At 33.6% G+C, this 21,609-nt stretch carries 13 protein-coding genes; 8 read left to right on the top strand and 5 right to left on the bottom strand.

Going from position 1 to position 21,609, the window contains the following annotated elements; translation table 11 throughout:
* The 3 genes from C1X07_RS06620 to C1X07_RS06610 form a co-directional block, all read right to left on the bottom strand.
* Nucleotides 1-1,587, bottom strand: coding sequence for a solute:sodium symporter family transporter (locus tag C1X07_RS06620; RefSeq protein WP_103069195.1), 1,587 nt, complete (start codon nt 1,585-1,587; stop codon nt 1-3).
* A gap of 25 nt (nt 1,588-1,612) precedes the next feature.
* Nucleotides 1,613-2,464 carry an aldose 1-epimerase gene (locus C1X07_RS06615; RefSeq protein WP_164914110.1) on the bottom strand — a complete coding sequence of 284 codons (852 nt, stop codon included), beginning with the start codon at nt 2,462-2,464 and terminating at the stop codon, nt 1,613-1,615.
* A 142-nt stretch (nt 2,465-2,606) separates the two neighbouring features.
* Nucleotides 2,607-3,605, bottom strand: a complete 999-nt coding sequence (locus C1X07_RS06610) for a GntR family transcriptional regulator (RefSeq protein ID WP_103069193.1) — start codon at nt 3,603-3,605, stop codon at nt 2,607-2,609.
* Between the two features lie 206 nt (nt 3,606-3,811).
* Here C1X07_RS06610 and C1X07_RS06605 point away from each other — a divergent pair, with 206 nt between their 5' ends.
* From C1X07_RS06605 to C1X07_RS06570, 8 genes are all read left to right on the top strand, one after another.
* Nucleotides 3,812-6,910: a SusC/RagA family TonB-linked outer membrane protein gene (locus C1X07_RS06605; protein WP_103069192.1), complete on the top strand. Its 3,099-nt coding sequence runs from the start codon at nt 3,812-3,814 to the stop codon at nt 6,908-6,910.
* Between the two features lie 12 nt (nt 6,911-6,922).
* Nucleotides 6,923-8,491, top strand: a complete 1,569-nt coding sequence (locus tag C1X07_RS06600) for a RagB/SusD family nutrient uptake outer membrane protein (protein WP_103069191.1) — start codon at nt 6,923-6,925, stop codon at nt 8,489-8,491.
* A gap of 96 nt (nt 8,492-8,587) precedes the next feature.
* The gene (locus C1X07_RS06595) at nt 8,588-11,962 is read left to right on the top strand and encodes a VCBS repeat-containing protein (protein WP_103069190.1); all 3,375 of its coding nucleotides are present in this window, start codon (nt 8,588-8,590) and stop codon (nt 11,960-11,962) included.
* A 155-nt stretch (nt 11,963-12,117) separates the two neighbouring features.
* The gene (locus C1X07_RS06590) at nt 12,118-13,476 is read left to right on the top strand and encodes a Gfo/Idh/MocA family protein (protein ID WP_103069189.1); all 1,359 of its coding nucleotides are present in this window, start codon (nt 12,118-12,120) and stop codon (nt 13,474-13,476) included.
* A 239-nt stretch (nt 13,477-13,715) separates the two neighbouring features.
* Nucleotides 13,716-16,748 carry an aminotransferase class III-fold pyridoxal phosphate-dependent enzyme gene (locus C1X07_RS06585; protein ID WP_103069188.1) on the top strand — a complete coding sequence of 1,011 codons (3,033 nt, stop codon included), beginning with the start codon at nt 13,716-13,718 and terminating at the stop codon, nt 16,746-16,748.
* A gap of 88 nt (nt 16,749-16,836) precedes the next feature.
* Nucleotides 16,837-17,988, top strand: coding sequence for a galactokinase (gene galK, locus C1X07_RS06580; RefSeq protein ID WP_103069187.1), 1,152 nt, complete (start codon nt 16,837-16,839; stop codon nt 17,986-17,988).
* 1 nt (nt 17,989) lies between these two features.
* The gene (locus C1X07_RS06575; RefSeq protein ID WP_317046072.1) at nt 17,990-18,433 is read left to right on the top strand and encodes a YybH family protein; all 444 of its coding nucleotides are present in this window, start codon (nt 17,990-17,992) and stop codon (nt 18,431-18,433) included.
* Nucleotides 18,427-19,452, top strand: a complete 1,026-nt coding sequence (locus C1X07_RS06570; RefSeq protein ID WP_103069186.1) for a UDP-glucose--hexose-1-phosphate uridylyltransferase — start codon at nt 18,427-18,429, stop codon at nt 19,450-19,452. Before C1X07_RS06575 ends, C1X07_RS06570 begins: the two co-directional genes overlap by 7 nt.
* Before the next feature lie 244 nt (nt 19,453-19,696).
* Here the strand turns inward: C1X07_RS06570 and C1X07_RS06565 are convergent, their stop codons facing one another.
* On the bottom strand, nt 19,697-20,770 hold the full coding sequence (locus C1X07_RS06565) for a S41 family peptidase (protein ID WP_164914109.1): 1,074 nt from the start codon (nt 20,768-20,770) through the stop codon (nt 19,697-19,699).
* 38 nt (nt 20,771-20,808) lie between these two features.
* Nucleotides 20,809-21,606: a hypothetical protein gene (locus C1X07_RS06560; RefSeq protein WP_103069184.1), complete on the bottom strand. Its 798-nt coding sequence runs from the start codon at nt 21,604-21,606 to the stop codon at nt 20,809-20,811.
* Nucleotides 21,607-21,609 lie beyond the last annotated feature (3 nt).

The following is a 21,609-nucleotide window of genomic DNA, read 5'->3' as shown; positions in this document are numbered from 1 at the left end:
TTATGTAAAGTATATATAGATTCCTAAAACAATGACACAAATACCTATCCCCACTTTATACAGATGTTTCCAGGGAACGATATTGACTTGTTGAGTATACGATTGAACGTAAGCTTCTTTTCTGGGCCAAATTTTCCCAATAATTAGCATTATCAGTACATTAAACACAAATAAGATTGCCATTACATGCAAGAAATGGGGATAGTTATCTGAACCAATAACGTATGGTTTTATTATAAACTGACTTATAACATATAATACTGATCCTGATATTATTCCAGCCTTGGCTGCAATTGCTGGCACATATTTTGTCAAATAACCGACTAGAATAATAGTTAAAATCGGAATACTATAAATCCCATTAGCTTCTTGCAAATATCCAAATAATCCCTCTGAGGCATATGCCAATAATGGTGCTACGCACATTGAAACAATTGCTAGAATAATACCAAATTGCTTTCCAATTTTTACGACTTGTCTTTCACTTGCGTCCTTATTAAAATGTGATTTATAAATATCTATACCGAATAAGGTTACCGAACTATTTAATGCAGAATTAAATGAACTTAAAATCGCTCCAAACAACACAGCGGCAAAAAAACCAACCCATGCTTTGGGCAGTACTTTTGAAACCAACATAGGGTATGCTTCATCAGGATTCTCTAACTGACCACCAAACATATGATACGCTATAATCCCTGGTAACACTACTATTAGTGGTCCCAATATTTTGATAAACGATGCCAAAAGCAATCCTTTTTGACCTTCTTTTAAGTTTTTAGCACCTAATGCTCGTTGAATAATGGCTTGATTAGTGCCCCAATAAAACAATTGTACTAGCATCATCCCGGTAAAAATAGTTTCAATAGGTACAGAGGATTTAGGACCTCCTAATGCTTTGAATTTCTCAGGATTTTCAGTCATTAGTGTCGATATTCCTTCAAATACACTTCCATCGCCAACAGCCATTAATCCAAAAAAAGGAATGAGCATACCTCCAATTAGTAAACCAATTGCATTTATAGTATCTGAAACTGCTACAGCTTTTAACCCTCCAAAAATTGCATAAACAGAACCAATACTACCAATTGACCACACCGTAATCCATAAGGCTTCATTTTTGGAAACATTCAATAACTCTGCTACATTGAACATATTACTAATTGCCAATGCACCCGAGTATAATACTATAGGTAATAACACGACGGCATAGCCGCTTAAAAACAAACCTGATGTTATTGTTTTGGTGGTTTTGTCATAACGCTTTTCTAAAAATTGAGGTACTGTTGTTATCCCTCCTTTTAGATATCGAGGAAGTAGGAAAATTGCCGTTACAACCATTGCAATCGCGGCCAATGTTTCCCAAGCCATCACCAAGATACCATCTTTAAAAGCAGCACCATTAAGCCCTACAATTTGCTCTGTCGAAAGGTTCGTTAAAAGTAATGAACCTGCAATAACAATACCTGTTAAGCTCCTTCCTCCTAAAAAATACCCATCAGAAGTAGATTCACTTGTTTTCCTAGATTTATAATAAGAAATTACTGCTACTAAAATGGTAAATATTAAAAACGTTATAAACTGCATCATAAATATTTGATTAGACTAAACATTAGTTATTTTTGGAAAGGGCTATTTTCCAACTTATATTATATTTTTCTCCTGGGACTAGAGATTTAAAACCAACCTTATTATTAAAACTATCTGCAGGTGCTGTCATAAGCTCAATGGCTATACAATCTTTACTATCTGCCGGTGTATACACTTGCAAATAATTTTCCTGAGAAGAAGAACTAATATTTAAAGTATAATCTGGTGTTATAAACCTTACACTATTATTTTTAAGCCTATAACAATCATCTAGTTTTAGATCTTTTATTTGAATTTGTGATTTTAGAGCATTGTTTTGGAACTTTACGGGTATCATCTCATTGTCGAAAACTATTTCTCGATCACTTTCAATTTCCAAATAACTATTATACAAACTACTACTGAAAAAAAAAGGGTGCCAACCTAAGCTAAAAGGAAAAGAATATTCATCCTTATTTCTAATAGTGACATAAGTAATTACAGATTCATGGGTAAACTTATATGTCATTAATAATGAATAGTTATAAGGGAATCCCTTGTTTTTTTTATCTTCAATATGTTCGAGATTTACTGTCACTAATTCTTCTGATAATTCATAATCTACTAAATCAAATTCTTTGTTATAAACAAATCCGTGCAGAGCTGTGTTATTTTCTTTATCCATCTCGAGCTGGTAGGATTCTAACTCAAAATCATATTGCCCATTTCTTATCCTCCCGGTAAAGGGAAATAGAATAGCCGAAGCATAAGGTTTTTCTTTGTTAAAAGGTTCAAATTCTTTAATAATTTGATTTTCATGGAGTGTCAGTTTTTGTAGGCTTCCTCCAAATCTTAAGCAAATTTTAGCAAAAAAACTCGTTGTCGAATTACTCAACTCTAAGTAATTTTGATCCTTATTATCTATATGGTTTAGTATGTACAAGGTGTTTCTGGGTTTTTGTTTTTGGGAATACCAAAAACCATTTTACTTCTTATTTATTAATTTGTATAACAATTATATAAAATCCGTCAAATGATTATAAAGAACTCCTAATAATTAAAGAGTTTGGGTTTTCTATTCTACTGTGTTCTTTATTAAAAATCATTTGAGCCAATTGAGCTCCCATATACTTAAAATCAGTAGTAATGGTTGTTATTCCACCTTCTACAACTTCTTTTAATAAAGTGTCATTATAGGCTATGATACCGATATCCTTTCCTATTACCAATTTTTCTTTCTTAGCTTTTTGAATTATCTCAATTAGATTTCGATCATCTGGTATTATATAAACATCTCCTTTTTGTGGTGCTATACTTTCTAATGAATCTACTACTTCATTATCAACATTTGACACTTTACAAAATTTATTGAACCCTACAAGCATCCCTTCAGGCTGCTTATCATCTTGAAATAAGAGAATCAAACATTCGTACTGTTTAATGCGATTTATGCTTTTGATTAGATTATTAAAAATATCTTTTTCGAAATTTTGAAAAATTGTTTGATACTCTAATAATTCTTCATTTGTTTGATCCAAAATATATACTTTTTCACTAGGTAGTTTTTCAATAACAGTTTTAGTATTTTTTAAATTAGCCGGCATAATTACATAACTATTGTAGTTACCTATATTATCATAAATAAGCTTACTAAACACATCATAATTAAAGTGATGGAAATAAATATCTACCTGCACATTATCTGGTAATTTGTTTAAAAAAGAATTGTATAAATCTTCTTTAAAAACATTTAATTCGTCAAACAGCAAAAATACCTTGTGAATAGTATCAATATTTTCACTTTTCAAATAATAGCCCTTACCAGGTATTGATTGTACAATCCCTCTGGTTTTTAATTCACTATAAGCCATTAAAACGGTATCTCTAGAAACCGAAAATTTATTTTTGATACTATTGATAGATGGTAATTTATCTCCTTTTTTTAAAACTCCATCTAGCAAACCTTTTTCAATAGACAAAACTATTTGTTTGTATTTAGCTAAACCTAAATTTTCTTCTATACTAATTAATTTCATATAGCAAAGATAAAAATATAATTAAAACAAAAAAACTGGTAGGGAGTAGTTGGTTTTAAATATTAAGTTACTATATATTGCGGCATGTTAAAAATTATGATATTAATAAAAAGAGAGGTGTTTTTTTACAGATATCATTATTTAAATGACAAAAAACAAGATATAACACAAGTTTATCTGTTGAATTCAAACTAATTACTTTAAGTATGGAAAAATTATGTATTAAAACATTACTCGTCTTTACACTGTTTGCCGTCTGCTCAATCCAAGCTCAACAAAAAACAGTGACGGGTACTGTTTCGGAAGCCGAAAATCAGATTCCGATTATTGGGGCAGAAATAGTTGTAAAAAACACCACTATTGGTACAACAACTGATTTTGACGGAAATTTTAGTATCGAAACTCAAGAAGGCGATATTTTGGTAATCACCTATCTGGGTTATGAAACCCAAGAGATAGTTGTTGGTAAAGAAAAGAAAATAACTGTATTACTCAAAACTGACACTTCTGTATTAGATGAAATTGTCATAGTTGGATATGGCAGTCAAAAGAAAGTGAACCTTACAGGCTCAGTAACTATGATCAAGTCTGACGGTATTGTTAAAAATAGTACCGAAAGTTTAAGTAATGCTCTTTCTGGTAGGTTAGCGGGTGTTACCACCATACAGAGTTCGGGAGAACCTGGAAATGGTAGCTCTTCTATTAATATCCGAGGGATCAGTTCGCTAAATTCAAACTCTCCTCTTGTACTAGTCGATGGTATACCAAGATCTTTAAACAACATAAACACAAATGATGTAGAAAGCATTAGTGTTCTAAAAGACGCTGCTGCTGCTGCGATATATGGAATGAGAGCTGCTAATGGTGTAATTTTAATAACTACAAAAAGAGGTAAAGGTAAAACCAAATTTAATGTAGATATGTATTCAGGCTTTCAAGAGCCAACCAGATTACCTAAATTTTTGGACTCGTACAACTATGCGACATTATTAAATGAAGCAAACTCTAATGACGGGGTAGATCCTGCATATACCAATGAAGATTTGGAAAAATTCAGAGATGGATCTAGTCCTGACACTCATCCTAATACGGATTGGCTTGACGAAACATTGGCAAATAATTCTTTTATGCAATCCATTAACATATCTGCTAATGGGAGTGATGAAAACAACACCATAAGATATTTCACATCGCTAGGTTATTTATACCAAGATGCTCTATACAATAACAATAACTATGATCGCTTTAACTTTAGATCAAACGTTGATGTTGACATTAATAACAATATAAACTTACAAGCAGATTTTGGTGGAGCATTAGAAAACAGAGAACGTACTTCAAGAAGTTCAACAACAATATTTGGAAACTTAATGAGAACTCCACCAACCGAGGTGAATCAATTCTCTAATGGAGGATATTCTATATTTAGCCAGCAACCCGTTATTGATAATGGTGGATATAGTAAAATAGAGGATTTTGAATTTCAGTCTAGAATTGCTCTCAACTTTAAACTTCCTTTTATTGAAGGTCTAAGTTTAACAACTCAAGTAGCTTATGACAGGTCAGCAGGAGGAAATAATGCTAATAGAGATAATTTTAATGGTAGTATTTCGACATTTACTATACCTACCTCTTACACTACTTTTGATCCGGATACAGGAGAATTCTCATTAAGTACTCCTACCGATAGAGATGAAAAAGCCAGTTTATTTGAATCTCGATCCAAAGGATATCAATTAACAACTGAAGCCATTTTAAATTACTCCAAAACTATTAATAAACATGACTTTGGAGCCAAATTAATTTACTCACGTACAGAAACTGAATACGATATCGTAACAAGTAGTATCAATAATATAATTGGTACAAGTGCAGATTTATTTATCGCAGGAGATGCAGATACTCGATCAATTTCTAATGGTAGGTTTGAAACAGCCATACTAGGATACGCAGGTAGGTTCACATATGCTTATGACAATAAATATTTATTTGAATTTAATGGTAGATATGACGGTTCCTATAAATTTAGTAAAGAATCGAGATTTGATTTTTTTCCTTCATTTTCTATGGCATGGAGACTATCTGAAGAAAATTTCCTTGCAGATTCCAAAGCCATTAACAATTTAAAGATCAGAGCTTCTTATGGAGAATTGGGTAGCGATGCCGGTGTAGGTGGTTTTAGGTTTTTAGAATTCTTCGGCTTTGACAATCCTTTTGTAGATAACGGTGATGTATCTCAGTCCATAGCCAGTAATGGTTTAGCCGATCCTTCTACCACCTGGGAAAAAGCAAAAACAGTAAACTTAGGTCTCGAAGCAGGCTTGTGGAACAATTTATTTACCCTCGAAGCCGATGTTTTTTACAAAAGAACATCAGATATACTAACTACCAGGGCATTAACGGTTCCCAGTACTTTTGGTGCAAGCTTACCAAGAGAAAATATTGGAATAGTTGATAATAAAGGTTTCGAAATTATTTTAAACCACAGCAACAATATTAAAAATCTAGACTATTTCGTAAATCTTAATTTTGGTTATGCCAAAAATGAAGTTATAGACATTGCAGAAGTTGAAGATGTAGATCCTTTAAGAAGACTAACAGGGAGGTCTATTATTGATCCAAATCACCCTCGTATTGGTTTTATTGCCCAAGGTCTATTTTTAACTCAGCAAGAAATTGATGACTTAAATGCCAGCGCTCCAGGAGGGGTCTATCAAACTCAAAACCCTCAACCGGGAGATATTCGTTATGCAGATTTAAACGGAGATGGTCTTGTAGATAACGATGATAGAACAGTAATAGGTAGAGGCATTACTCCAGAAATAACCTTTGGTCTTAATCTAGGGTTTAACTACAGACAATTTGATTTTTCAGCATTATTTCAAGGAGCAACAAACTTTGATATGTATCTATCTCAAGAAGCGGCCTGGGCTTTCTTTAATGGTGGAAAAGTATTTGATGATCATTTAGATCGTGCACAAATCGGTACAGATGGTAATGTAATTAATACCAATGCTAGCTACCCTAGACTTACCTTAACCAGTAATGCTGTGAATGAAAGATTATCATCATATTGGATAGTCCCCGGTGATTACGTTCGTTTTAAGAATGTAGAAATAGGGTATTCATTATCTAAAAAAATCACAAGCAAATTAGGGTTAGACAAATTGAGAATTTATTTAAATGGAAGGAATTTAGCGACCTGGTCTAAAATCAAACATTTGGACCCAGAAAACCCACAACAAAGAGGTCGATTCTATCCTCAACAACGTGTCTACAACTTAGGGTTTAACTTACAATTTTAAAAAACTACAATTATGAAAAAAATAACAATTGTTATCATTTCACTTGTCTTTTTGCACACTTCATGTGATAAAGATTCGATAGACCTCGATCCTCGAGGAACCATTTCTTCAGAAATCGTATTTGAAGATCCCGGATTTGCAAAAGCATTTCTTAATGCTGTTTATAATGGTGTCCCCCAAGGATTTGGTGCACCAGGAGGATGGTATATGTTAGATGCGGCAACAGATAATGCTGAAAATTCATATACCTGGCCGAGTTCTAACACGATATTTAATACTGCATCAATTACAGCAAACAACTCTCCATTTAATGGTCTTTGGGATAATGCTTATTTTCAAATAAGAAGATTAAATAATTTTATTAATAACTATGATGATTTACAAGGACAGGATGAGATCAACAATCAGTTAAAAGGTGAAGCACATTTTTTAAGAGGGTATTTTTATTCTTTACTACTAAAAACCTTTGGAGGCGTTCCTATCATCTCTGTCCCACAAGAACTTTCTGATGACTTATCTGTTGAAAGGAACACAAAAGAAGAGACCTTAAATTTCATAGTTTCTGAATTTGACATAGCAGCTAGTTTTTTTGAAAATGCGGCATCCACAAGCTCTACCAGAGGTTCTTGGGATGCTGCTATTGCTATGAAAGGGCGTGTATTATTATATGAAGGTAAATATCCTGAGTCTGCAGCAGCGTCTAAACTAGTATTAGATAATACTTCAAAAACACTTGATAATGATTACGAAAGTGTTTTTGTTAATAATGAAGCTTCTGAAGTAATTTTTGACACACAATTTAGTGATCCCGATAAGACTCATTGGGCAAATTTATTTAACACTCCCAAATCTACCGCTGCCGTAAGTGGATGGGGAGGCACAGGTCCTACACAAAATTTGGTTGATCAATATGAGATGAAAGACACTGGACTATTACCATCTGAAGCAGGATCTGGATATGATGCCAGTAACCCATATGCAGGCAGGGACCCCAGATTCGAAGCATCAATTTTATATGATGGCTCTGAGTGGAAAGGGCTAACATGGGAGTTCAGACCCGGAGGTTCTGCAGGTATAGCAACAAGTGGTGATTTCACAAGAACCGGTTATGGTATGCGAAAAATGATTCAAGAAGATAGAAACCATAATGAAGGAAGTACACAACATTGGATACATGTAAGACTAGCTGAAATATATCTGAACTACGCCGAGGCTTTGATAGAGTCGGGTAACGACCTCCCTCTCGCAGTTGATGCAATAAATACGGTAAGAGCTCGAGTAAATATGCCAGCTATAACTATCGCTAGTCAAAGTGAATTAAGAACCAGAGTAAGACGCGAACGTAGAATTGAACTCGCATTTGAAGAACATCGTTTTTGGGATATTAGAAGGTGGGGCATTGCGGGTAATTCAGAAACATTAACGATATATAGAGTAGATATGGATTCTGACGGAAACCTTATTGGAGATGGAAAAGAGATATGGGAAACCCGAAACTGGGATGATTCTAATCTTCTAATGCCCATTCCACAAGAAGAATTAGATAAAAACCCGAATCTAGAACAAAATCCCGGATATTAATGAGAATTAAGATATAATTTATTTGAGTTAGCCAAAGGAATCCATTTACGTTAAAACGAAATGGATTCCTACCATAAACAGTAATGATATACTACTATGAGAAAATTAAAATTATATGTCCTAATTTTTCTTTCTATTTATGCCTGTAAAAAACAGGAAGAAAGCCTAAACAATAGCAATATCATTCCTGCTGTAAAACCAAAAGAATCATTTACAGTCTTACCTTCAAGCAAAACGGGTATTTTTTTCTTAAATGAACTTAAAGAAAATCTTAACAACAATGGACTTTTTTATGAGTATTACTACAATGGAGGCGGTGTGGCAGTTGCAGATTTTAATAATGATGAATTAGTAGATATTTATTTTGTTCATAGCACTAAAGCTAATGCTCTATATCTTAATATGGGCAATATGAAATTTAAGAATGTAGCGAAAACTGCAAATGCAGGAGGAGGATATGGTTTTGGAACAGGTGTTACTGTTGTTGATATTAACAATGATGGCTTAATGGACATCTATTATTGTAAATCAGGAAAAATAAAAGATCCTGATAAAAGAAGAAATGAGCTACTTATTAACAAAGGTGCAAATGCAAGTGGTGTACCTATTTTCGAAAATCAAGCACAAAAATATGGATTAGATTTCCCAGATTTTACCACTCAAGCCACTTTCTTTGATTATGATAAAGATGGTGACCTGGATATGTTTTTATTAAATCATGGCATAGAAGTATATGATGAAAATAACTTAGAAAATCTTATTTCTCAAAAATCAAGACACAGAGGTAATCGCCTTTATAAAAACGATCACGGAAAATACATTGATGTTACTGATCAAGCCAATATTATACATAACATGATCGGTTATGGATTAGGGGTTACAGTATCAGATCTAAACAATGATAACTGGCCTGATATATATGTAGGAAATGATTTTTCAGAAAAAGACTACTTATATATCAACAATAAAAATGGAACTTTTAGAGAAGCTTCCTTACAAGCATTCGGGCATATGTCCAACTTTTCTATGGGTAATGATATTGCTGATATAAACAATGATGGTCTATTGGATATTATGGCTGTTGACATGATGGCAGAAGACAACTTTTCTCAAAAGACTAGTATGAGCGGAATGCGTCCAAAAAAGTTTTACAAAAACACAAAACTAGGTCTACATCATCAGTATATGTATAACACCTTACAATTAAACAATGGGGTGGATAAAAAAACAAATACTCCTATGTTTTCTGATATAGGACAATTGTCAGGAGTATCGAGTACCGATTGGAGTTGGGCACCACTATTTTTTGACATGAATAATGATGGGTATAAAGATTTATTTATCTCAAACGGAATTAAAGGAGATTTTAGGAATAATGACTTTGTTAATTACAGAAAAGCCAAACAGGCCGAAGTCATAAAAAATAAAAAAATAGACCCCAAAAGTTACATAGGCGACATCTTATCCAAAATGCCAACAAGAAAGAAAAAGAATTACTTCTATTTAAATAATGGTGATTTAACCTTTAAAAAGTTAATCTTAAAGCAAAGCGCAACAAACTCTAATGGAGCAGCTTATGCTGATTTTGATAATGATGGAGCTATTGATATTGTAGTTAATAACTCTGCCGGCATTTCATATATATATCAAAACAATTCAAACCAAAACAATTATTTAAAAGTAAAGCTAGTAGGAAACCATCAAAACATTAATGCATTAGGAGCAAAAGTCATACTTTATACTAAATCATCAAAACAAACTGTAGAAAATCATTTTACCCGTGGTTTTCAATCGGCTATGGCAGATGTTATTCATTTTGGAATTAATAAAGATCTAGTTATAGATAGTATAAAAGTCATCTGGAATGACAATACCAGCCATCTAGTCAAAAATATAAAACCTAACCAAACTATTACGGTTTCTTACAACGACAAGAAGACTTCCCAGAAGAAAAACATTGATACAATTTCGACAGCCTTATTTACTGATATTACAAGCCAATCAGGTATAAATTTCGTACACAAAGAAAACGATTTTGATGATTTTGAAAAAGAAACTTTGTTACCTCACAGAATGTCTCAACTTGGTCCTGCACTTGCAGTAGCAGATGTAAATAGTGATGGATTAGATGATTTTTTTATTGGAGGAGCAAAAGATCACTCGAGCACTTTGTATCTTCAAAATCCTTCAGGCACTTTTTCCAAAAACACTAAAGTATTTGCCTTGGATAAAAAACACGAAGATGTAGGAGCTATTTTTTTTGATGCTGATAATGATGGTGATCAAGATCTATATGTGATTAGTGGTGGTATAGAAAACATGCCTAATGATAAATACTACGCAGACAGATTATACGAAAACAAAGGTCATGGAAATTTTGTAAAAAACCTTACTGCCATACCAAATATCAAATCAAGCGGATTAAGAATTTCTACTTCTGACTATGACAATGACGGGGACATAGACCTGTTTATTGGGGGTAGAATAAAACCTGGAGCTTACGGGCATCTGGTAAATAGCTATCTATTACAAAACAACTCTACCAATGAGAAAATAAACTTTGTAGATGTTACAAAAAAAATAATTCCCGAACTGGTAGAACATACAATGATCACCGCTTCAACATGGGCTGACATAGATAAAGATGGAGATAGTGATTTATTTATTACCAATGAATGGGGATCCATAGAATTGTTTATAAACGATTCTGGAATTTTCAAAAACCAATCCAAAAAGTATGGGCTGTCTGAACATATAGGTTGGTGGAGCTCAATAGAGGTAGATGATATCGATGCCGACGGGGATCTTGATATTATAGCTGGAAATCTAGGTCTAAATTATAAATACAAAGCTAATTTCAACAAACCTTTCTTTATGTACATTAATGATTTTGACAATAATGGCACAAATGATATCGTACTAGGGTATAGTCAAAAAAATCAAGTATATCCTGTGAGAGGAAGAGAATGCACCTCTATCCAAATGCCTTTTGTAAAGAAAAAATTTAAGACCTATAATGATTTTGGATCGGCAAGTATAAATGAAATATACGGTGAAAAGTTAAACGCAGGCATTACATACAAAGCAACCTATTTTGCCTCAGCAATATTAAAAAACGAAGATGGCAAATTTAAGTTTAAACCTTTTGAAAATAGGGCTCAGCTATCTTCTGTCAATAAAATTTTAATCCATGATTTTAATGGTGATCAGAACAGCGATATCTTATTATTAGGCAATCTATATGGTTCAGAAGTCGAAACACCAAGAAATGATGCAAATTATGGCTTCTTCCTTCAGGGTAACTCAAACAAACAATTTGAGTTTATCCCCAATAACAAAATCAATTTATGGGCAGGAGGTGATGTAAAAGATGCTCAACTCATCACCATTGGCAAAACCAAAGCGGTGCTAGTTGCTCGAAACAATGACAAATTATCATTGATAAAAATTAATTCTAAAAAACCACACTAAAGATCTAAATGAGAACAATTACAGTCATAGTACATATACTAACCACAATTATTAATAATACGCTAGAAGAAAGCGACCCAAAAATAATCTTTTAGAACTACAATCATTTTCATCTCACTTTTATCCATTACATAAACAATTTAATTTATCAAAAAATGAACTCAAGAAGAAACTTTATAAAAAAAACAGCCATAGCCAGTGCTGGTATATCTATGATTTCTGGTAGTGCACTTGGTGCTATGACCACTGCCAACGATCCAAAGCTTAGGCTCGCATTTATTGGTGTAGGACTTCGAGGAACAAATCATTTACAAAATAGTTTACTCAGAAAAGACATAGAGGTGACTGCCATATGTGATATTGACCCAAAACGCATAAAAATAGCATTGCAAAAAATTGAAGATGCCGGTTTAAAAAAACCAAAAGTTTTTGGTGATTCAGAGTATGACTATAGAAACCTATTAGAATTAGATGAGGTAGATGCAGTAATTATAGCAACGCCTTGGTTATGGCATACAAAAATGGCTGTAGACTCAATGAAAGCAGGAAAATATACCGGACTAGAGGTCTCGGCAGCCAATACTTTAGAAGAATGCTGGGATCTGGTTAACACCCACGAAACAACAGGATCTCATCTCATGATTCTAGAAAATGTAAATTACCGAAGAGACGTTTTAGCCGTGCTAAATATGGTAAAACAAAATGTGTTTGGAGAACTAGTACATTTTAGATGTGGTTATCAACATGATTTAAGAAAAGTAAAGTTTAATAATGGTTTGCAACCTTATGGTGGGGGTGTCGAATTTGGAGAAAAAGCATTATCCGAAGCCAAATGGAGAACTAACCACTCTGTGCTTAGAAATGGAGATGTCTATCCAACACATGGAGTTGGACCAATTGCTACCCTCTGCGATATCAATAGAGGTAATCGTTTTATATCATTAACTTCTAATGCCACAAAAGCAATAGGGCTTCATAATTATATTGTTAAAAATGGGGGTAAGGAACATCAAAACTCAAAAATAAAATTTAAACAAGGAGATGTAATAACCACGACCATAGAAACCGCAAAAGGTGAAACTATTATTGTAACACACGATTGTAATTTACCCAGACCATATTCATTAGGGTTTAGAGTACAAGGTGCTAATGGTCTTTGGGAGGTTGATGGTAATAGAATTTATATTGAAGGAAAATCTAAGCCTCATAAATGGGATACAGCTGATGAATGGCTCAAAAAATACGATCATCCTTTATGGAAAAAACATGGACAATATGCTACTGGATCTGGGCATGGTGGCATGGATTTTTTTGTTCTCAATGCATTCGTAGAATCAGCAAAACAAAACATTGCACCTCCATTAGATGCCTATGATGCTGCCGCATGGAGTGCAATTACACCACTTTCTGAAGCTTCAATAGAAAACAATGGTGCTCCTCAAGATTTTCCCGATTTTACCAGAGGTCTGTGGATAAAACGCAAACCATACAACTGGAACAAAAACACTTATTAATGAATACTATTTACTAAATAAAACAATATCCTAAACCACTTAAAATACAAACCAAATTCAATTCAATTATCAGGTCTTAAAATCTATTAATATTGAAATTTTATCAATACATTTATTCCAAAAACATCAATATCTTAGATGTTGATTTTCAATACGAAGAAAACAAAATACGACATATACGTCGTGCACAATTTTCTTACGACCGTCATATAATATAACACTGCAATTATAAAGAGTAAATGACCAAATATTTAACTTTACAAATTACCCCGGATAAAGCAGAAGAAATTTTGCTGCGATTATATGGTATTAATGGAAAAGCTTCATCTCTTCCCGGAGAAATTGATTTTAATTTCAGAATAAAAACTGAAAATGGAGATGGGTATATTCTTAAAATATCAAGACCAGATGAAGATATCGATTACCTCAATTACCAGCAACAATTATTAGAATATGTTGCATTAAATGACAAGAATCTTATAGCCCCAAAAATAATACGAGACAAACAAGGTAATATCATATCCGAAATTGTTGATGACACTAATACTCCAAGAAAAATCCGCTTGCTATCATGGGTAAGTGGAAGAATATGGAGTAGTGTAAATCCTCAACTTAATTCTCTAAGACATAGCCTGGGAGAACAATGTGGGTTGTTAACAAATGCTTTGCAGGGATTTGATCATCCAAAGGCTCATCGAATATTTGCTTGGGATATTGCTCAGTCATTATGGACCACAAAACACCTTAATTTATTCAAAGGAGAAGAAAAAAACATTATTCTTTTTTTCCAAGACAAGTTTACATCTATTCAAGATTCATATAGTAAGCTAAGAAAAGCTGTTGTGCATAATGATGCCAATGATAATAATGTTATTGTTTCAGAAGATCTTATTCACCCTAAGGTTCAAGCAGCAATCGATTATGGAGATGCAATATATACTCAGATTATTAATGATCTAGCAGTAACTTGTGCCTACGCCATAATGAATCACAACGATCCGTTAGAAGCATCTTTACCAATCATACAGGGGTATCATTCTACTTTTCCATTAAAAGAAGATGAATTAAAACATCTGTACATCGCTATAGCCATGCGGCTGGTTACTTCTGTAACTAAATCTGCAATTAATAAAATTAACGAACCTGATAATGAATACTTATTAATTAGTGAAAAACCTGCCTGGAAAGTACTTAAAAAATGGGTAGAGATCGATGAAGAATATGCATATTATAGTTTTAGAAATATCTGTAGGTACAGGACACATCCCCATGAAGAAGCTTTCAGGATCTGGGCAAAAAACAATAATTATTCGTTGTCAGAACTATTTCCAACAGTACAAAAACACGATATACAGTTATTAGATCTAAGTATATCCAGTACATGGATAGGGCATCAGGAAGAATTTAATGATTTGGATATATTTCAGTTTAAGATTGATCGTCTTCAAAAAGAAAATCCTAATAAAATTATTGCAGGAGGATACTTAGAACCAAGAGCTTTATACACATCAGATTCATATGACAAAATAGGAAATAATGGACGAGAAAGCAGAACGGTTCATCTAGGAATTGATTTTTGGCTTCCGGCAAGTACACCGGTTCATGCCCTATTAGATGGAGAAGTTGTAACTTCTTTTAATGACACAGGAGATAAAAACTATGGAGGTTTAATTATAGTAAAGCACAAACAAGAATCTATAGAATTTTATACCCTATACGGGCATCTTACAAAGGATAGTATTTTACAAAAACAACCTGGAGAAATTATAAAAAAAGGGGAGTGCATCGGATTCTTGGGAGACCCATCTCAAAACGGTAACTGGGCTCCACATTTACATTTTCAGATCATGCTTTCTACACTAAGCTATACTGTAGACTTTCCTGGAGTAGCATACTATAACCAAATAGAGGTATGGAAAGGATTATGTCCTGATCCAAATCTCTTATTCAAATTAAAAAAATTAAACTCTCAAGAAACGATTACCAATGAAGAACTAATTTCATATAGAAAAAAGCATTTGGGTAAGAGTCTGAGTTTACAATATAAAGTACCCATCAAAATGGTTCGAGGGGCAGGACAATATCTAATCGACCAATACGGCAGAAAATATTTGGACACTGTCAATAATGTTGCTCATGTGGGGCACGAAAATTATAATGTGGTTAGGGCTGGTCAGGAACAAATGGCTCTAATTAATACCAATTCTCGTTATCTACACGATAACATCAATCAATTAACAAAAGAGTTACTGGAAACTCTTCCTTCCGAATTAAATGTAGTTCATTTTGTCAATTCAGGGAGCGAGGCAAATGAATTAGCGATCAGAATGGTTAAAGCTGCCACGGGAGAACGCGATATTATAGCTTCAGAAATCGGTTATCACGGAAACGCCAATATGTGTATTGATATCAGTTCATATAAATTCGATGGTAAAGGAGGGCACGGTGCTCCTGAGCACACTCATGTTTTTCCGCTCCCTGATGCTTATCGAGGAAAATATCGAGGAAAAAACACAGGCGATAAATACGCATTTGAGGTTCAGAAATGTCTTGAAACAATACGCAAAAAAGGCAGGAAAGTAGGAGCCTTTATTGTAGAGCCCATTATAAGCTGTGGTGGTCAGATCGAATTACCCGAAGGTTTCTTGAATAAAGCCTACAAATACACTCGTGCTGAAGGTGGATTATGCATATCTGATGAAGTACAGGTAGGATGTGGAAGAGTAGGAAAAGCTTTTTGGGGATTTCAATTGTATGATGTTATCCCGGATATTGTTACGATTGGAAAACCATTGGGTAATGGTCATCCATTGGCAGCTGTGGTCTGTACACAAGAAGTGGCAGACAAATTTGCTAATGGAATGGAGTACTTTAACACATTTGGAGGCAACCCGGTTTCTTCTGCCATAGGAACCGCTGTTTTAAAGGTAGTAAAGGATAAAAACCTACAACAGCATGCTCTTAAGGTAGGAGAGTTTCTTAAAGAAGAGCTTAAAAGATTGGCTCTAAAATATCCAATTATTGGAGATGTCAGAGGTCAAGGATTATTTCTTGGTTTTGAACTGGTTGACAAAAACACCCAACCTCTACCAGGCTATGCAGATTATTTGGCTAACAGAATTAAAGACTATGGGATATTAATGAGTATAGATGGTCCTGATCATAATGTGTTAAAGATTAAGCCACCGATTATTTTTACAACCGAAAACGCAAAAGAACTTATTTTCTATTTAAACAAAATTTTCAACGAAGATTACATGAAAAATTACTAATTAAAAAAAACATGCTTCTATGTGTATTATTACTACCAAGGACAACACTAATTACCTCTAAATATAACTTATAATATACTCTCCATAAATGATCAATGACTCACTAATCCAAAAAGTAAAATCTACTTTTTTAAAACGGTTCGATGCAGAACCTATATTATCCTTTTCTCCTGGACGAATCAATATCATAGGAGAGCATACGGATTATAACCATGGGTTTGTTTTTCCGGCCGCGATTGATAAAGGTATCGTTTCTGGAATACAAAAAAACAACAAGAATCATTGTACAGCTTATGCCATGGATGCCGATGAAGCATTTGAATTTTCCTTACAAAAGATCAAACCCATCAAAAATGGAGGATGGAAAAATTATGTCCTGGGGGTCATTGCCGAGGTTCTAAAAGAAGGTAGAATCATTTATAATTTTGATTTGGTTTTAGCTGGCAATATCCCTCCTGGATCCGGATTGTCTTCTTCCGCCGCATTAGAAAACAGTATTGTTTTCGGATTAAACGAATTATTTAACCTTGAGTTTACTAAAGAAGAAATGGTGCATGTTTCTCAGAAAGCAGAGCATAATTACGCTGGTGTGCAATGCGGTATTATGGATCAATATAGTAGTATGTTTGGAAAAAAAAATCAAGCGCTACTTTTGGACTGCAGAGATCTTAACGTCACTTATTTTCCTATCAATTTCGAAGGTTATGATATTCTATTAATCAACACCAATGTTAAACATAGTCTTGCTGAAAGTGCTTATAATCAAAGGAGATCTACCTGTGAAACTATTGCTAAACATATGGGCGTATCCACTCTAAGAGAAGCAAGCTATGAAAAATTGCATGCAGTAAAAGAAAAAATTACTAGCGAGGATTATCAAAAAGCTTTATTCGTGCTTGAAGAAAACGACAGGGTTCTTAGGGCATCAAAAGCGCTTACAAATAATGATTTTACAGAGCTGGGAAGATTACTTTTTGAATCCCACAAAGGATTACAAAATCAATATAAAGTAAGTTGTCCTGAACTAGATTTTTTAATCGATCAAGCAAAACAAAACCCCAATATATTAGGAGCCCGAATGATGGGTGGTGGATTTGGAGGTTGCACTATAAATATAATTAAAAAAGGAACAGTTGATGCATTTATCAATACCATCACTCCTTTATACTATGAGCAGTTTAATAAAAATTTAAGTCAATATGAATTACAAATCTCCCAAGGAACATATAAAATCGAATAATATGATAATGAAATATTTGTTTATCCTATGGCTCGTTATAGGCTTAACTAGCTGCAATCAAAAAGTAAACTCAGATGAAAAATCTGATAAGCAGCAAATTATATCCATTCTTAAAGCACAAGAACAATCTTGGTCTAATCATGATTTAGAAGGTTTTATGGAAGGGTATTGGAAATCAGATTCTTTAAAATTTTATGGGAGCAAAGGATTGACCTACGGATGGAATAATACACTGACAAACTATAAGAAAAGATATCCTACTAAAGCGCACACAGGAAAATTATCCTTTGTTATTAACGACATTTCAAGAATTGATAATGAGTCCTATTTTGTAATGGGAGAATATCACTTAAAACGTAGCGCAGGTAATGCAAATGGGGTATTTATGATTATTTTCAAAAAAATAAATGGTAACTGGAAAATTATAGCAGATACATCATGCTAGACATCAATTTACAAGATTATTCTCACAAGCGATACAATCCACTTACAGGAGAATGGGTATTAGTATCTCCCCATAGAGCAAAAAGACCATGGCAAGGACAGGAAGAAGAAATTAGTAAGCAATCTTTACCTACTTATGATAAAAACTGCTATTTGTGTTCAGGAAATACCAGAGCCGGAGGAAAGAAAAATCCTGAATATAAAGATGTTTTCGTTTTTGAAAATGATTTTGCAGCTTTACAAAACGAATCGCCTTCTTTTTCTATTGATGAAGGTTTGTTTAAAGCCAAAAGTGAAACAGGAATCTGCAAAGTAATATGCTTTAGTCCTGATCACTCAAAAAGCTTGTCACAAATGTCCATAAAATCTATTGAAAAAGTGATAAAAAAATGGCAGGTAGAATATGAGAACCTTGGAGCGCATGACAATATTAATTATATACAGATTTTTGAAAATAAAGGTGCAGTTATGGGCTGTAGCAACCCTCATCCTCATGGACAAATCTGGAGTCAATTGAGTTTGCCAAATGAAATCATAAAAAAAGATAACCATCAACGAATATACTTTTCTGAACATAAAAAATCCCTGTTAGAAGATTATATAACTCAGGAATTAGAAAAAAAAGAGCGTATCATATTTCAGAATAAACATTTTATTATACTAGTTCCTTTTTGGGCAGTATGGCCATTTGAAACTATGATTCTCCCTATAAAAAAACAAGCATCAATTATGGAAATGAATCCAGACGAGAGAATCGCATATGCAGAGGCTATTTCTGTATTAACAAAAGCATATGACAAATTATTTGATTGTTCTTTTCCATATTCTAGTGGCATACATCAAGCTCCTACTAATGGAGAACCTTATTATCATTGGCATTGGCATATGAGTTTTTATCCTCCTTTATTGCGAAGCGCTACAGTAAAAAAATTCATGGTTGGATATGAAATGTTTGGCTCTCCTCAACGTGATATAACCGCAGAAAGCGCCGCTAGAACTCTACATAGTTTGATATCTTAATATGGTAGTCTCGCTGTCTTAAAACTGTTTTAGCACCTGTTTATTTTGTATTCCTAAAAATTTTGTCTGCTCTGGAAATACCTATTCTGTACAATCTCCATGAGTCGTCCTAAAATAGGTTGACAAAAAATCGACTTATTTCAGGACGGGACAAAAAAATAAAAAGCTTGTAGGAATCTACAAGCTTTTTTGTCACCAAATCACCAACTTTGGATTTTGGAAACTCCCCAACAATTCTTTTATTCTATTGTAATTCTAAGATTGCTCTTTCTATTACTTCATCTTTTGTTACATCCTCTAAATCAAGTATTACCGGAATATCTGGTTCGACACCATCATCAAGATGTCTTTCTTTGGTATCAATAAATTCACTCGTAGACAAGCTCCAATACCATCCATTTGCTAAATAGCCATCAATTACAGACCCGCTACCTCCTCCTGTTTTTTGCCCAATCGTTTTTATTCTTTCTACTGGATCTATTGAATATAAAAAAGTTGTAGAAGCGCTATACACATTTCTGTCTGTTAGTACCATAACAGGTTTTATATACTCATTGATACTATTGGACGGTTGCAATGTAATATGACTCTTAGCAAAATCATTTGTACCAGGACCGACTTTAAAACGTTCATAGCCATTATAAATCGGTTTATCTATAAAATAGGAAGCAAATTTGGTCGCTAAAGCCGGGTCTCCGCCACCATTGCCACGAAGATCAAAAATAAGACCTTTTGTATTTTTTATATCAGTGAATATTTGTTCAATTTCCTTATCCGAAATCTCAACACTCCACGAAGGAATCCTAATATATCCAACTTTTCTGTCTTGTGGTAGGGTACCCCATATGGCTTTGTTAATTACTCCTTCTCCTTTTAATTGTTTTATTTCTGTGTTAAATACAGTAGCATAATCCGTATATGTTCTATATACACCATAACTAGTCTCTAAAGTAGACTCGTCAATCCCCAATGGATATCCTTCTTGCAGATCAAAAGTCACAAATAAGCTATTTGGATTACCCTGATCTTCGATAAGACTCGAATGACCATCTCGTAAACTTTTGGTAACCTCTCCTACTATTTCAAAAAGTTCTTTATTGCTTGTAGAATTATTGATTCTAGTTCTTAGGCTACTTTTCAACGTCTCTATATCCACATTTTTAAAATCCAGCATAGCATATTTCTCTTCTACCAGAGTTGTATACTCATCAAATATGGCAAGTGCATTAGTTTCTGGATTAGGTTCCATCAAAACCTTTTCACAAGAACTGAACCCGACTAAAAGTATAAACAAACTTGTTTTTAGATATCTCATCATAATGTATTTATAAAAAAGGTTTACTAAATACTTCATCCTTATTTAATACGATTAAAAACATTATATCGTATAGATATGGAATGTGCACCATAAGTTACTGGGTATTTTTTTACTTCAGAGAACTTCCTTAGATGCCATTTATAAGCTATAGAAAATTTATTTGACAGTTGATATCGAATAGTTGTTCTTACTTGAAAATGTCTGGGCATTGTTCTTAGCTCGTAGTACTTAAAAGCAAAATGGTCATCAAATTTGCCGTTCTGATAGTCAAAATCTCCACTTTCCATTACATTTTGAGGTACTGAAAAAGCGAACCCTCTACTTTCTCTGAAATAAGAAGCCAATCCTACATCTAGTCCAAACCTGAATTTTTTATAGTCGTAAACTCCCGAAGCCCATAAAGTGCTTCCTATAATATCATATCCACTATTATTCTGCAGACCATCAAAATCTTTTTTATATAAATCGAGTATATCCCAAGTTGCTCCTACAAATAAATTTCTCTTTACATTATACAGATATTTTGCCCCTACTGTCAAATTATTAGTTCTAGCTGTTCCAACATTATGTTTATCAGCCTTTTCCGAAGTAAACATAGCGTTAAAATTAACTCCCCATATCGCTTTTTGATTCTCTTTTTGGTATCCCATCCCAAATTCTCCTCCAAATCCATTATACCTCACATTAGAGTATTTTACATCCTGAAAAGTCGAAAAGCTACCTCCCATATCTACATAAAAAGAATTGGTATTTTGCGCATGTAGTTGTAGTAAACTTATTGAGCAAAAGAGCAAGACATGATAGATTCTTTTATTCTTTTTTCCCTTATAGAGCATTCT

The organism is Aquimarina sediminis, assembly GCF_002895435.1.
Lineage (GTDB): Bacteria > Bacteroidota > Bacteroidia > Flavobacteriales > Flavobacteriaceae > Aquimarina > Aquimarina sediminis.
Note: the sequence above shows the minus strand (reverse complement) of the source record. Positions and strands in the feature narration are given on the sequence as shown.